The following is a 13788-nucleotide window of genomic DNA, read 5'->3' on the forward strand; positions in this document are numbered from 1 at the left end:
AAATAAGTATAGTTTATTTATCATCAATTACTTTAATGGCATGTAAGCCATTACTACTTTGTACAGAGAGTCCTAATTCGAGACAATAATTAAGGTAGTCTGTAATATCTTTTGTAATTATCTCTCCTGGTAAAAGAACAGGTATACCCGGAGGTGTAACAAGGACTGACTCAGCAGCCACTCGCCCAATCGATTGATCTAACTCCACATATTTTACCTTTGAAAAATATGCTTCTCTTGGTGTAACAGCTAATTGAGGGGGTGTTAGTACGTTCATAGACCACTGACTTCTTGCAAATTGTTTTGTATCTGATTGTATTTCTCCATTGTTGAATCTCCTAGACAACGAACCTAACGCTTGTACTAGTTTATCAATATCCGATTCATCATGCCCAATTGTAATAATAAATAGGATATTATTCACATCGGAAAGCTCAACTTCTATGCGGTATTCATCTCGCAAAATATTTTCTACTTCTCTTCCTGTTACACCCCAATTCGTAACGTTTATACAAAGCTTTGTCTCATCTAAAGCAAAACTAGAGCTCGAATGATTCAAATCTTCTGGTTTTAAACAAGAAAGGCCATACATTTGATCAATTTCATTTCTAGCTTTACGAGATAATGCTATTGCACGCCCTAATAATTTCTCTCCATTTACGGCCAATTGTTTGCGAGCAGCATCTAAGGAAGCCATTAATATATAATTTGCACTAGTAGTAGTAATTAGAGAGAAATTCTCTTTAACTCTGTCTAAACTTACTAGCCCCTCTCGAACATTAATCACACTTGTTTGAGTAAATGAACCACCCATTTTATGCATACTAGACGAGGCAATATCCGCACCAGCTTGCATTGCAGACATTGGTAAATCAGAATGAAAATGAACATGTGACCCCTGAGCCTCGTCAACTATTACAGGGATTCCTTTCGAATGAACATAATCTATTATTTGTTTCAAGTCTGTTACAACACCATAATAAGTAGGATTTATTATACATACACCCTTTACGTCCGGGTGCTCATCTAAAGTTTTTTGAATGTTTTCTCGACTAATCCCATGACAAACTCCATATACAGGATCAATTTCAGGAGATATAAAGATTGGTACTGCACCGGATAGTATAAGTCCACTAACGATAGAAGCATGAACATTTCTAGGTACAATAATCTTATCTCCAGGATTACAAATGCTCATAATCATAACTACATTAGCACTACTAGTACCTTGAACACTAAAAATCGTATAGTCAGCCCCAAAGGCTTTTGCAGCTAGCTTCTGCGCCTCATGAATAATTCCAGTCGGATGGCGCAAATAATCTAATGGTGGTATTCCTACTAAATCAAAATCTAAAGTGTTCTTCCCAAAATATGTTGTAAATTCCTCATCCAAGCCCCTGCCCTTTATATGGCCAGGAGTATGCATTTGTAGAAAATTATCCTCTATGTAATTCTTTACACCAGTAATTAATGGTGTCTCATATTGCTCATCTTTACATTTATTTTCTACGGTATTTAGTTGAATCTGCAAAGAATCACCTCTCTTAATTAAGTACTTTCATATTCAATAAAACGAAAATTCCCATTTAATCTCCATTACATACTCATTCACTAATACCATCAATAATATCGGTTTCTATAATTCTCTTTCCTTATCCCTCCTATTTATCTAAGCTGCCTAAATCTAAAACGAAATTTCTTAAAATTAAAATTTCTTAAGATTCAATTTTTATTATATATTTACTGAAAATATTGTGAAGTAGGCACTTTTTTGTATCAGAGTACCCCATTGTATACAAAGTTACTATTAATAAGCATTGCACTATAAGTAATTAACTGATGACATATATAATACAAAAAAGAGCCCCATTCTATAGGGCTCTAAAATATTCTATGATTTCCAACAGAAGAATAAATCCAATTAAATATCCATCGCTTTAACCTTGCTAAGTTTTTCAATATGCTTTATATAATTGGCTGCACTTTCCTCTAATTTCTCATCAGATAAATTATAATCTACACCATAAAGGGCAAATGTAGGAAGAAATTTCATACCAGTATACAGACAAGACGCTTGATATGGTCTTAACAATTCACTTAATGTGTACTCATTTGCCTCACCAGCTCGATATTCTTGTTCTATCACACCAGCTGAAATGGCTAATCCAAATTCTTTGCCAAGAAGCTTATCTCCTGTTGACCCATATGCAAATCCATATGTCAAAATATCATCAAACCATTTCTTTAATAATGGCGGCGAACTATACCAGTAGAATGGGAATTGAAAAATATAACGGTCATGCTCTACTAACAATTTTTGCTCACGCTCAATGTCAAAGTTCCAATCTGGGTACTCTTTATATAGTTCATGTATTGTAAAATCTTCCGGGTATTTTTTTAATTCTTCTAACCAACGTTTATTAATACGAGATTTCTCAATATTTGGATGTGCAATGACTACAAGTGTTTTCATAAATATACTCCCCCTCAAAAGATTAACTTCACATTCGTAAAATAATCCTTTTATATTTTGGTAACATTGACATTATCTACTACATATAGCAATATTTAAAGTACGCACTTTTAAGTTCCATAGGCACTTTTAAGTTTCATAGGTACTTTGAAGTTCCCACATAAGAGAAAGGAGCTAAAACTAGATTTCAGTACTAAACAGCTTGAAATAATCTAAATTTTTTAAAATTAATGAAACCGCATTCTTTTTGTGTTTAGCCTTATCCTTGAAAGGAGAATATGCAATGAAAACATATAACTTCCCTATCGAAGTAACTCTTGACGTTGTAGGTGGTAAATGGAAAGTAGTAATATTATGTATTTTGCTTGATGGAAAAAAAAGAACTAGTGAGATTAAGCGAGCTATGCCTAGTATTACTCAAAAAATGCTTACACAGCAATTAAGAGAATTAGAAGCTGATGGAATTATCGATCGAACTGTTTATACTCAGATTCCGCCAAAAGTAGAGTACTCTTTGAGTGAGTATGGAACGTCTTTAACTAAAGTACTAGATAATATGTGTGAATGGGGTAAAAATCACATTGAAAAAAAACTAGAAGATGATCTTCTTTCTGTTAACTAAACAGCTATATAACTGCCTCTAAAATAGCCTAATTCAAAAACTTATACGAGCTTTTTCATCATCTTATATTCGTATTGGTTTTCGCATTCATCTTAAAATAAGTACTATTTGCGCATACCTTAAAAACATTTGACTTTTCTGAATCTTTAAATATAATTAATTTGTCATATGTTGCTCATAAATTTAAACTCTGTTGTCAATGTAAATAACAATAAAGTTTAATTTAGCACGTATGAGTATAAGCTTCTACTCAAGATTAGGTAGGAGATGAATAGAAAAAACTATTCGAACATAATTATCAACAAAAAATTTATGGAGACAGAAAAGGAGATTATTTAATGAACGTAAAAGAAAAGATGCAACTTGGAGAAATTTATTGTGGATTTGACAATGAGTTAGTAACAGCAAGAGAACACGCTAAAAAACTTGCACGATTATATAATGTAACTACGGATACTGACCGTGATTATCGTGATATGTTACTTACAAAACTATTCAGAAAGCGCGGTTCAAATACATTCGTAGAGCCCAACTTCCGTTGCGAATTTGGATATAACATCGAGGTAGGTAATAATTTCTTTGCAAACTTTGATTGTATTATTTTAGATTGTGGTAAAGTGACCATTGGAAATAATGTGTGGCTAGGACCAAGGGTACAAATTTATGCTGTAAATCATGTAAAAGAACCCCAAGCTAGACTAGAAGGTTATGAAATAGCTGCACCTGTAAATATCGCTGATAATGTTTGGGTAGGAGGAAATACAGTAATAAATATGGGCGTTTCTATCGGTGAAAACAGTATTATTGGCTCTGGAAGTGTAGTAACGAAGGATATTCCAGCTAATGTTGTAGCAGTAGGAAATCCTTGCAGGGTGATTAAGACAATAGATGAACTTTAAGTATAAGCGGTACCCTTACATATACCGCTTAATTTTTATATTAGAGTGAAATGTTAATTTTAAGTAAAATTAAACCCTATAAAGTAGATACTGTAAAAATCTACTTTATAGGGTTTAACTCTAATTATCAAACTAACTGCACAGCCTTTTGACAACTGTCTTCATGATCAAGATATCTTGTTCCAACTTCACACATTTGGAGTAAAATCTCTTCTAGTTCCATTCCTTTAGCAGTAAGGGAATATTCCACTTTTAGTGGTACTTGATGATATATCTCTCTTTTAATCAATCCATCTCTTTCTAATTCTCTTAATTGCTTGGTTAACATTTTCGAGGTAATTCCAGGAAGTAAACTTTTCAATTCACTAAAACGTTTTCTTTTGTTAATTAAGTAATACATAATTAATGTTTTCCATTTTCCTCCTATCATGTTTAATAATAATTCTATTCCACAATTATAAGTAGCGATTTTCAAAATATTCCCCCTATTTATATACGATAAGTCGGATTAAATCGACTATATATCTAATAATACCTATTCTTCATTATCTTTCCCATGAATTTTACATATAATTAAGACAAACCCATACAAATAAATCAAAATTTTTAATTTATTATTATTTTAGAAAATCACTTTTGTACAATTTTTTCATTTTAAAATAGGTTCTTTTCTTTCAGCATGACTTTGAAAAACTTTCAAATTTAAATACCCCAAACGATTCCCTATATATAAATAATACACTCTTAATAAAAGAAATCGCAAGCAAAAAACTATTTTCATATGTTGAGAAAAAAATTCCTATATCCCTCTCTATACGATCTTAAAATATTTTTCTTATACCAAAATCAAGTAAAGTTGGGATATATACTCCTTTCGATAAAATAAGTATGGAATACTATGTAATCTATGATTTAACCATATTACTCGCTGTACTCATTATGACAAGTTAATAGTAGTTCTCACATCATTATAACGCGATTCTCCATTACATATTCGCTGTCTATAAACTGTTTTTGTTAATTATATACTCTAACGTTGAATCATATTATTTCGTATATAACCACTCCAATATACAGATTGAATTGAATGTTCTTTTTCATAAACTTCATATTGATAAAGTTGTACATAGGCTGTTCTCCAATCACTAACTAAATATCTATCTGTGATATAAAGGTGAAGTTTAAAAATCAAGAATATTTATGAAATGGCAGTGTGAAAATGCATTTTCTTCAACTTATTTATATTTTTGTAAATTATCTTCTAAAAAGTAAAACCTCCAGTTTAAGTACTAGAGGTTTTCTATTGATCTCGCTATTTGCGGACAGTAGGACTCCCACCTCAAAATTCGGCTGAAATGAAGAATTTAGGCGGGAGTCATTCGTGTGGGCTAATAATCAGTGTGGGATGAACAACCCGCCACTGATTAAAGTTTCACTTTATTTCTTCAAGCGTTCAATAAAATCGTTCAATTTATCAAGAGATTTCATATTCTGATTACAAGCTACACCATCTTTACAAATATAGTTTCCCTTTTTAACGAAAGTTCCTTGTACATCACCTTTAATTTCAACTAAAAACATCCCTACTTCTTCATGTCCATGACATAATGAACAAATGCTCTTTTTATTTAAACTTTGGAACGTTCCTTGCAGACCAACAAACTTATTTTTATCATTTTTCGCTATAATAAATTTCCTGCTTGACCCTTTATCAATCCAGCTTAAATAAGATAATTCTTTCATGTCCAGTTCTTCCATATCAGGAAGTTTTAATTTTTTCGCTTTAGGAAATAATTTTTTTAATGTTTGCGCTGTAACTTCCTGAAATGGAATTACATACGGATTTATTTTCGTTAAAAACGATTCTGCATCTTCTCTATTTTGAACTGTTAATACCGTATCAATTAACTCTTTCTGTTCATCCGTTAAATTCTCAAATACATGTATTATCTTTTCAATCGCTAGTGATTTTAACGCTTGAATGACACCTCTATCATTTGCCGTTGCGTGCCCATTTGCTAAAATATAAGCTTGTGATTTTATAAAATTGTATTGATCACTTCTAATAAAAGCTTCCATCTTTATCACTCCATACAAATTGTTGATCTAGTCTTATTGTATACAATGATTCAGCTTTTTGATATGTAAAAGATAACTTAGAAACGAATATTACATACATCGATTATATTCTACTGCTTCATTTCCTGACAAAAGAAACCATCATCTGTTTTCCATTCTGCATATAATACGTCTTCAAATTTAGTAATTCCTTTTTTCTTTATTTGTTTATAAAGCCATCCTTCATCAAAACCTGCTTCCCTCAAATTATCCTTAACTACTTTCCCATCGCTAATTAATGAAATAGGTAAGTAAACAGGCTTATGTTTTAAATTCAAGTCATTTATAGTGGGAAATTCATATTTACTTTTTTTCAATACGCTTATGTTTCCGTTAGGTTCCAATATCATATACTCAACTTCTCGGATTGAAAATATATCTTTTTGTTGCCTCAGCATTTGTTGTAATTGGTTAATATCCAAATGATTCGATTTTAATTGCTCTCTGTCAATATGCCCATTACGAATGATAATAGAAGGGGATCCTTCAAAAAACTTTCTTGTCCTTCTAAATTTTTGTGTTATTGCTTCTATTGTATAAATTAATATTACCCATACAAAAACAGCATATAAAATAGACCATACTCTCACCTCAGGATCATATACAGTGTTTCCAACTAGTTCTCCGATTACAATGGCGGAAATAAAGTCAAAAGGTGTTAGCTGCGATATTTGTGTTTTCCCTAATATTTTAGTAGCAATTAATAAAACAAAAAAGCCAACAAAAAGTTCTATCGTTATTTGCCCTAGATGATTCATAATCGTTCACCTTTCTGTAATATGTAATATAACGTTTTTATTTCTATTCACATTTCTATACGATACAATTGTGATCATTTTTTCTATTATCATGCCCATTCACATCCTATATATCCAATACCGGCAAAGTAAAAAGAGTCTAGTTCAAAATAATATTTGAACTAGACTCTTTTATTTTCATTTAGAATACACAATCTTTTTAATCGTTTCTCCGGAAAGAAAATACTCTTCTGCAAGTTGATGAATGGAAATCCCGCTTTTAAACGATTCTTTAATCGCTTTGTTTCTTTCATCTAATTGTTTTCTTCCTCCAGATCGTGTACCCCATTTATAATGTTCCGTTTCTTGTTTTGGAATGTAAATTGTTTCACCTTGTATATACTTTTGAATTTCAGTAATTAAACTTTCTGGTAAAACGGTTTTAGCTTTTACGTATTTCATTTCTGCTCGCCCCTTATTTTTTATGGTTCATTTCAATAAGGTGCAAAGCCAAATATAAAAAATGATACGAGTTCATTTAGGCGATTGTATATTACTTGTCTACCTCACGCAAAGTATCGCCATTTCCATACTTGGCTTTGCATGAGACGCTGCAGTGTCCGGCAATTGAATTATAATCGCCATATAAACACCTCCTAATATACCTTTTGCATTTTATTATATGATAAATTCCTCCCCCTTGCATCCACATCCTTTTTAAAGCATGAAATTACTTAGTTTGATATAATACTTTTTAGTCCAATCCAAAAGTATAGTGAGGTTGCTTTATGAAGAAGAAAATAATCATTACAATCGTTACATTATTTATTATTACTGTAGCATTATTTGGAACATACAAATTGATGAACGCAAGAAGTTTTCAATTGTTTGGAGATTTAACAAACCGAGTAGAAACAAATGAAAAAGTGATTGCTTTAACTTTTGATGATGGCCCTACGAACAATGTAAAACAAATATTACCGCTACTAGATACATACAATGCAAAAGCTACATTCTTTTTAATCGGAAATGAATTAGAGAAAAACCTATCGTTAGGAGAAGATATCGTACAATCTGGACACCAAGTTGGAAACCATACATATTCTCATAACAGAATGGTTTTTAAAACACCTTCTTTTATTAAAGAAGAAATAATAAAAACGAATGCATTAATCCGCCAAACAGGATTTACAGGTACAATTGATTTCAGACCACCTAACGGAAAAAAGCTAATTGGTCTGCCCTATTATTTAAATAAAAACAATATCGAAACAATCACATGGGACCTTGAACCTGATACCTTTTATAAGTCTGCTGCTGATAAAATTGAGTATGTTAATAAAAATGTAAAACCAGGTTCTATCATTTTACTGCACTCTATGTATGATGAGTCTAATGAAAATTTACAGACCATCGAAGGTATTTTAGATTCTTTATCTAAAAAGGGCTATCAGTTTGTAACAGTAAACGAACTGCAAAAAAGAGCAAAATAAAAAGGTAGCGTATCATACAATGATGCGCTACCTTTCTTTTTAAATAATGCCAAGTACATTTAAGAATACGATAATAATCGCAATTGGTGCGATAAAGCGAAGTAAGAATAGCCATAATACGAATAATTTATAGCCTTTATTTTTACTTACCCCAAGCTCTTTCATTAATACATCTTTCTTCATTTTTAAAGGAACGAAGATAGAAACTAATAAAACACCAAGTGGCATTAGTACGTTACTAACTGCATAATCCGCTAAATCAAAGACTGTCTTTCCAAAAATCTTCAGATCACTTAATATACCGAATGATAACGCTGACGGTACGCCAACAACGAAGATTAATAACCCTACGATTAAAGCCATTTTTTCACGTTTCCCTTTACCTTTTGCAGTTAAAGATGCAACGCTAATTTCTAACATCGAAATTGCTGATGTAATAGTAGCAAAGAAGAATAGTAATAAGAAAACGATGAAGAATAATTTTCCGAATGCCATTTTACTGAAAATAGCTGGTAGTACGATAAATAATAGTCCAGGTCCTTGAGATGGTTCCATTCCAAATGCGAACACTACTGGGAAAATTGCAAGCCCTGCAAGTAATGTAATCACAAGCGTTAAAGCTACGATAGAAAATGCTGAACGCGGTAAACTTTCCTCTTTCGGTAAGTATGAGCTATACGTTACCATTACGGCTACACCGACAGATAATGAGAAGAACGATTGTCCCATTGCATATAAAATGATTTCTGATGTTACGTTTGAGAAATCAGGTTGTAAGAAGAAACGAACGCCTTCTCCAGCACCATCTAACGTAAGTGCACGAACGATTAAAACAAAGAATAGAACGAATAATGCTGGCATGAAATATTTATTTACTTTTTCAACACCATTTTGTACACCTTTACTTACGATGAAAATAGTAATAAGGATGAATAATAGCTGTGATCCAACTGCTAAATACGGATTGGAAATGATTTCACCAAACGTAGCTTCGTATGCTCCATTTCCTTCCCATAATCTACCTGTAATTGCATTCCATAAGTATAATAAAATCCAGCCTCCTACAACACTGTAGAAAGAAAGTAGTATGAAACAAGTTACAATCCCTAATTTCCCTAACCATGGCCATAATGTTTTTGGTGCGATTTCTCTATACGCATCAACGGCCTCTTTTTGTGTACTTCTTCCGATAACGAATTCAGCTAATAATAGCGGTAAACCAATTAATAATGTGAAACCGATGAAAATAAGGAAGAACGCGCCGCCCCCTCCAATTCCGGCCATATACGGGAACTTCCAAATCGCCCCTAGACCAATTGCTGAACCTGCTGCAGCTAATACGAAACCTAATTTTGATGTCCATTGCTGTGAATTCATCTGTTAATCTCCTCTCTTTATCTTTTTCTGTTTTACAATTCAGTATTTATATTGTTCTATCCACACTCTTTTCTAATACGTTCACTTCCTTCCTACTAATAAAAAAACGCCCCTACGTAAATACGTAGGGACGACAAAAATATCGCGGTACCACCCTAGTTATGAAGATACAACAAAGTTAGGACCTAAATAAAAAACGTCCCTACGCAAATACGTAGGGACGATAAAATATCGCGGTACCACCCTAGTTATGAAGCCACAACAAAGTTAGGACCTAAATAAAAAACGTCCCTACGTAAATACGTAGGGACGATAAATATCGCGGTACCACCCTAGTTGTGAAACAATCTTCACCACTTTATTTGATAACGGTATAAGCTACCGTCTTTCATTTCCTCAAAATATGAGATTTATGAAAGATGCTCCAGGACGAACTTCATGAATAATCTATATACTGATTCACACCAACCATCAGCTCTCTGAAATAGGGAGATATTCACTACTATACCCTTTCATTGCCCAAATATTATTTTCCGAATTGATTACTATCATTTTTATCACACATTAAAAATAGTGTCAACTTATATTTTGAATTTTTATGTATTACATTCTATTTAAAAATGTAAAATATGACTTTTAAATGAATAATATTAGAATATTTATGTTCCATACTATATTAACTACTCTAACAGGTTTATAGTAGTATACGATGAATGCAAGACAGCACGAGTAGGAGGAACGAATTTTGTCTACTTCAAAAGTTTTAAAAGGAACTGCTTTATTAAGCGGTGCAACAATGATTTCACGTATATTAGGTTTTATATACTTCTTCCCCTTTCAACTATTAGTCGGAACACAAGGGGTCGCTTTATATGGATATGCATACTCTTGGTACGGTATTTTATTAAGCTTTTCAACCGCCGGCATTCCGATTGCTGTTTCCAAATTTGTTGCAAAACATAATGCACTTGGTGATTATAGTACAAGCAAAAAATTATACAACTCAAGCGTAAAATTAATGCTCTTTATGGGCTTTTTAGGATTTTTAATTTTATTTATTGGAGCACCGTACATATCACAATTTATTATTCGCTCGAAAACGCCAGATCCACAATTTATCGCTGACGTAACACTTACGATGCGAGCATTAAGTTTCGCACTTATTATCGTACCAGCTATGAGTGTTACACGCGGTTATTTCCAAGGTTTTCAACATATGAAACCAAGTGCTGTTTCTCAAGTCGTAGAACAAATTGCACGCGTTGTTTTCATTTTAGTTGGTAGCTTTATCGTCTCAAAACTATTAGGAGGTTCCGTAGCCTCTTCTGTTGCAGTTGCCACGTTTGGCGCTGTTATCGGAGCGCTTGCCAGCGTTTCGATTTTAATGCTGTACTGGAAAAAATATAATAGATTAAAGCCTCCCGAAGGAGAATTAAAATCAAGAGCATCGAATATCCCATTAAAAAATATTTATATGGAATTACTTCGATATGCTATCCCAATTATATTTGTCGGTATCGCCATTCCACTCTACACGTTAGTAGATCAATATACTGTAGCTGATGTCCTTAGAGCGATGGGAGAGCCTTTAGAAACAGCGAATGCAGTGTTCGCTTATATAACGAACTATGCCCAAAAGTTAATTATGATTCCAGCTTCACTTGCTACTGGATTTTCATTAACGATCATTCCGGCTATAACGAAATCTTATACAAGCGGGAAAATAGAAGAATTACAAGAACAAATTGCAAAGATATTTCAAGTCTTATTATTCTTCACTATCCCAGCTGCATTCGGTCTTGCTAGCATCGCTTACGATGCATTCCGTATGGTTTATGTAAATCCTGAAATTGCACTTGGTGGATCACAATATTTAATTTCATTTGCACCTTCTGCTATATTAAGTGCGATTTTCACAGTTTCAGCAGCTATTTTACAAGGAATCGATTATCAAAGAAAAACGATGATTGCTTTCTCAGTCGGTATTCTCGTTAAAGTTTTAGTAAATACACCGCTCTTACATTTATTTGGCGGACACGGTGCTGTACTCGGAACAATTCTTGGATACCTCGTTTCCAATGTTATTATGTTGTACTGCATCGTTAAGTTTGCGAAATTTAAAATTGGTGAAACAGCAAGAACAGTACTTCTTATTACAATTTACTCCGCAGCAATGTCTGCTGTTGTAATTGCTTTAAAAGCTATTTTAAAATGGTTAATTCCTGGACAATCTTATATAGAATCACTTCTCATTGTTGTTATATGTGGCACTGTAGGAGGGATTGTTTACCTTTTATTCGTCCTAACGAGCGGACTTGCTTCACATATTCTCGGTGATAAGATTCAACGATTACCCGTACTAGGTAAATTAATTAAATAAAGTGAAACTTTAATCAGTGGGGTTTTGTCCATCCCCCACTGATTATTAGTTGAACCAATCGGGCTTTTACGGGCAGTTGATCTCCCACCTAACTCCTCCGCATTAGTCGAATTTTGAGGTGGGAGTCTTACTGCCCGTTAATGCGGGATAAAAAGAAAGAAGGGATGTAACGCATTGTTACATCCCTTCTTTTTTACTTCGCATATTGAATATGTTTTTGTTGTTCAGCAATATGTAATTCTGGCGCATGTTGTTCTACTAAATGTAATAGTTCTTCGATTAACACTTCTAACTCCTGTACACTATACTCCGGTTTCCCTATTAACGTATTCGCCATACGCTCATATAAGTTGTCAGGCTTAATACTCATTCGTTCCACATTATTCGGCATCCATTTAAATGCCGGGTGATGCACATACATTCGGTTTAAACCAAATAAGACCCCAAATATATTTCTTTGAACTTCACAAATAACATCATATAACATAAGCCAGTCTTTTCGTTTTAAAAGTGCCTCTCGATTATGCCAGCGATTGCTTAACCAAAGATTTTCTGAAATCATCTGTTCCGCAAGTTCTTCTGGATATGCTACCACTCTATCCTTTAATTCATGTACTTTCTCTTCTCCATACAAACTAACACCGTCATCAACGGATGATACGATACATTGTTTTTCATAACTTATATCATGTTGATCCACCACATCTAAAATCACTTTCTCTACTGTTTCAGTTAAAAAGTTACTAATCTCTAATTTAATGTCCTCTTTTGTCAAATATGTTTCCGACCATTCTTCTTCCTCGTAAGGATGATATGACAAAATTGTTCCACCAATATGATTAATAGGCCCTTTACGATCCTCATCCTCTGGTGGTGCTGACCATAAAATATGTAATTCTATATCTGAATGTTCATCTTCTAACTTTCTAGCTACTGAACCTGCTAAAATAATAGATTCGACCTTTGGATTTCTCCTATAAATCTTCGACATTTCTATTGCTTTCTCTTTTAACCCCACTTCATTTCCCCCTATAATTGCAGTACACCCTTAATTTTTCATTTATCTATTTCGATATTGCGCATTACATTCCCTTTTCAACGTTCCACTAAATCATATTTCTACCCAATAACGTTGTACAATTTCCCCCGTATGAGAAGAAACCACTTCATTTTCTAACACACCACCAACCTTTTGAATCGTTTTAGCCGAAGCAATATTAACTTTATCGCAAGTTATTAACACTTTCTGCAATCCTAATTTTTGTGCTTCATATAATGCGAGTTTCAATTTTTTTGTCGCGTAACCTTGGCGACGTTTATTCGGATGGACACTATATCCAATATGACCACTTTCCCGCAATAATTCTTCGTTTAATCGATGTCTAATATTCACAAAACCTATAAGTTCTCCGTTTTCAAAACTTAAAAATTGACTAGAAGGTACTCGATTACCTTGTAAGTTTTCCCCCAGTTCCTGGTTACTCACTTTTTCAAGCCATTCATCGAGAGAATCGAAATTTTGTAAAGAACTACTACCGTGTGGTTGTTCTCCTGATTGTAAAAACGCATGTCTATATTCTATAATTTTCCCACTATATTCATGTATTGGTTTTAATAGTTTCATTGTCATTCTCCCCCTCTTTACAACCTAAAACAAACACCTTACTCGTAACAATTTCACGAGTAAGG

At 33.3% G+C, this 13788-nt stretch carries 13 protein-coding genes, 1 pseudogene and 1 other annotated feature; of the genes and pseudogenes, 4 read left to right on the forward strand and 10 right to left on the reverse strand.

Features of this window, described 5'->3' with window-relative positions; translation table 11 throughout:
- Window positions 1-13 precede the first annotated feature (13 nt).
- Together F8162_RS25545 and F8162_RS25550 are read right to left on the reverse strand one after the other, a co-directional pair.
- A complete protein-coding gene (locus F8162_RS25545) occupies window positions 14-1531 on the reverse strand; it encodes an aminotransferase class I/II-fold pyridoxal phosphate-dependent enzyme (protein WP_225990186.1) in 1518 nt (505 codons plus the stop codon).
- Window positions 1532-1921: 390 nt separating this feature from the next.
- Window positions 1922-2473, reverse strand: coding sequence for an NAD(P)H-dependent oxidoreductase (locus tag F8162_RS25550; RefSeq protein ID WP_151630857.1), 552 nt, complete (start codon window positions 2471-2473; stop codon window positions 1922-1924).
- A 283-nt stretch (window positions 2474-2756) separates the two neighbouring features.
- Here F8162_RS25550 and F8162_RS25555 point away from each other — a divergent pair, with 283 nt between their 5' ends.
- Both F8162_RS25555 and F8162_RS25560 read left to right on the forward strand, forming a co-directional pair.
- Complete coding sequence (locus F8162_RS25555) at window positions 2757-3095, forward strand: winged helix-turn-helix transcriptional regulator (protein ID WP_078184304.1); 339 nt, start codon at window positions 2757-2759, stop codon at window positions 3093-3095.
- Window positions 3096-3433: 338 nt separating this feature from the next.
- A complete protein-coding gene (locus F8162_RS25560; protein WP_078184303.1) occupies window positions 3434-3994 on the forward strand; it encodes a sugar O-acetyltransferase in 561 nt (186 codons plus the stop codon).
- A gap of 127 nt (window positions 3995-4121) precedes the next feature.
- On the opposite strand, the gene F8162_RS25565 is transcribed toward F8162_RS25560, so the two are convergent.
- The 5 genes and pseudogenes from F8162_RS25565 to F8162_RS25585 all read right to left on the reverse strand — a co-directional run bounded on the left by F8162_RS25565 (window position 4122) and on the right by F8162_RS25585 (window position 7311).
- Window positions 4122-4424 carry a winged helix-turn-helix transcriptional regulator gene (locus tag F8162_RS25565; protein ID WP_078184321.1) on the reverse strand — a complete coding sequence of 101 codons (303 nt, stop codon included), beginning with the start codon at window positions 4422-4424 and terminating at the stop codon, window positions 4122-4124.
- Between the two features lie 530 nt (window positions 4425-4954).
- Window positions 4955-5180 (reverse strand): annotated as a pseudogene (locus F8162_RS29180) (vancomycin resistance protein); the annotation flags it as partial.
- A gap of 251 nt (window positions 5181-5431) precedes the next feature.
- Window positions 5432-6073 (reverse strand): FusB/FusC family EF-G-binding protein, encoded by a 642-nt coding sequence (locus tag F8162_RS25575; protein ID WP_151630858.1) that lies wholly within the window; start codon window positions 6071-6073, stop codon window positions 5432-5434.
- A gap of 110 nt (window positions 6074-6183) precedes the next feature.
- Window positions 6184-6870: a DUF421 domain-containing protein gene (locus tag F8162_RS25580; protein ID WP_151630859.1), complete on the reverse strand. Its 687-nt coding sequence runs from the start codon at window positions 6868-6870 to the stop codon at window positions 6184-6186.
- Between the two features lie 177 nt (window positions 6871-7047).
- Window positions 7048-7311, reverse strand: a complete 264-nt coding sequence (locus tag F8162_RS25585; RefSeq protein WP_151630860.1) for a CD3324 family protein — start codon at window positions 7309-7311, stop codon at window positions 7048-7050.
- Window positions 7312-7637: 326 nt separating this feature from the next.
- Between F8162_RS25585 and F8162_RS25590 the strand changes: the two genes are divergently transcribed.
- On the forward strand, window positions 7638-8342 hold the full coding sequence (locus tag F8162_RS25590; RefSeq protein WP_151630861.1) for a polysaccharide deacetylase family protein: 705 nt from the start codon (window positions 7638-7640) through the stop codon (window positions 8340-8342).
- Between the two features lie 39 nt (window positions 8343-8381).
- On the opposite strand, the gene F8162_RS25595 is transcribed toward F8162_RS25590, so the two are convergent.
- The gene (locus F8162_RS25595; protein WP_151630862.1) at window positions 8382-9719 is read right to left on the reverse strand and encodes a sodium-dependent transporter; all 1338 of its coding nucleotides are present in this window, start codon (window positions 9717-9719) and stop codon (window positions 8382-8384) included.
- Between the two features lie 302 nt (window positions 9720-10021).
- Window positions 10022-10244: a binding site (T-box leader), on the reverse strand.
- Window positions 10245-10464: 220 nt separating this feature from the next.
- Here F8162_RS25595 and F8162_RS25600 point away from each other — a divergent pair.
- Window positions 10465-12099, forward strand: coding sequence for a polysaccharide biosynthesis protein (locus F8162_RS25600; protein WP_151630863.1), 1635 nt, complete (start codon window positions 10465-10467; stop codon window positions 12097-12099).
- A gap of 193 nt (window positions 12100-12292) precedes the next feature.
- Here F8162_RS25600 and F8162_RS25610 read toward each other — a convergent pair whose 3' ends face one another.
- Together F8162_RS25610 and F8162_RS25615 are read right to left on the reverse strand one after the other, a co-directional pair.
- Window positions 12293-13117: a DUF4037 domain-containing protein gene (locus tag F8162_RS25610; RefSeq protein WP_151630864.1), complete on the reverse strand. Its 825-nt coding sequence runs from the start codon at window positions 13115-13117 to the stop codon at window positions 12293-12295.
- Between the two features lie 93 nt (window positions 13118-13210).
- On the reverse strand, window positions 13211-13723 hold the full coding sequence (locus F8162_RS25615; protein ID WP_151630865.1) for a GNAT family N-acetyltransferase: 513 nt from the start codon (window positions 13721-13723) through the stop codon (window positions 13211-13213).
- Between the last annotated feature and the right edge of the window lie 65 nt (window positions 13724-13788).

This window comes from Bacillus sp. CH140a_4T (assembly GCF_008923725.1).
Lineage (GTDB): Bacteria > Bacillota > Bacilli > Bacillales > Bacillaceae_G > Bacillus_A.

Coding starts and splice junctions, on each gene's coding strand:
- F8162_RS25560 (WP_078184303.1), top strand. CDS start 3,434: ATGAACGTAAAAGAAAAGATGCAACTTGGAGAAATTTATTGTGGATTT.
- F8162_RS25580 (WP_151630859.1), bottom strand. CDS start 6,870: ATGAATCATCTAGGGCAAATAACGATAGAACTTTTTGTTGGCTTTTTT.
- F8162_RS25565 (WP_078184321.1), bottom strand. CDS start 4,424: ATGATAGGAGGAAAATGGAAAACATTAATTATGTATTACTTAATTAAC.
- F8162_RS25595 (WP_151630862.1), bottom strand. CDS start 9,719: ATGAATTCACAGCAATGGACATCAAAATTAGGTTTCGTATTAGCTGCA.
- F8162_RS25585 (WP_151630860.1), bottom strand. CDS start 7,311: ATGAAATACGTAAAAGCTAAAACCGTTTTACCAGAAAGTTTAATTACT.
- F8162_RS25555 (WP_078184304.1), top strand. CDS start 2,757: ATGAAAACATATAACTTCCCTATCGAAGTAACTCTTGACGTTGTAGGT.
- F8162_RS25550 (WP_151630857.1), bottom strand. CDS start 2,473: ATGAAAACACTTGTAGTCATTGCACATCCAAATATTGAGAAATCTCGT.
- F8162_RS25575 (WP_151630858.1), bottom strand. CDS start 6,073: ATGGAAGCTTTTATTAGAAGTGATCAATACAATTTTATAAAATCACAA.
- F8162_RS25615 (WP_151630865.1), bottom strand. CDS start 13,723: ATGAAACTATTAAAACCAATACATGAATATAGTGGGAAAATTATAGAA.
- F8162_RS25590 (WP_151630861.1), top strand. CDS start 7,638: ATGAAGAAGAAAATAATCATTACAATCGTTACATTATTTATTATTACT.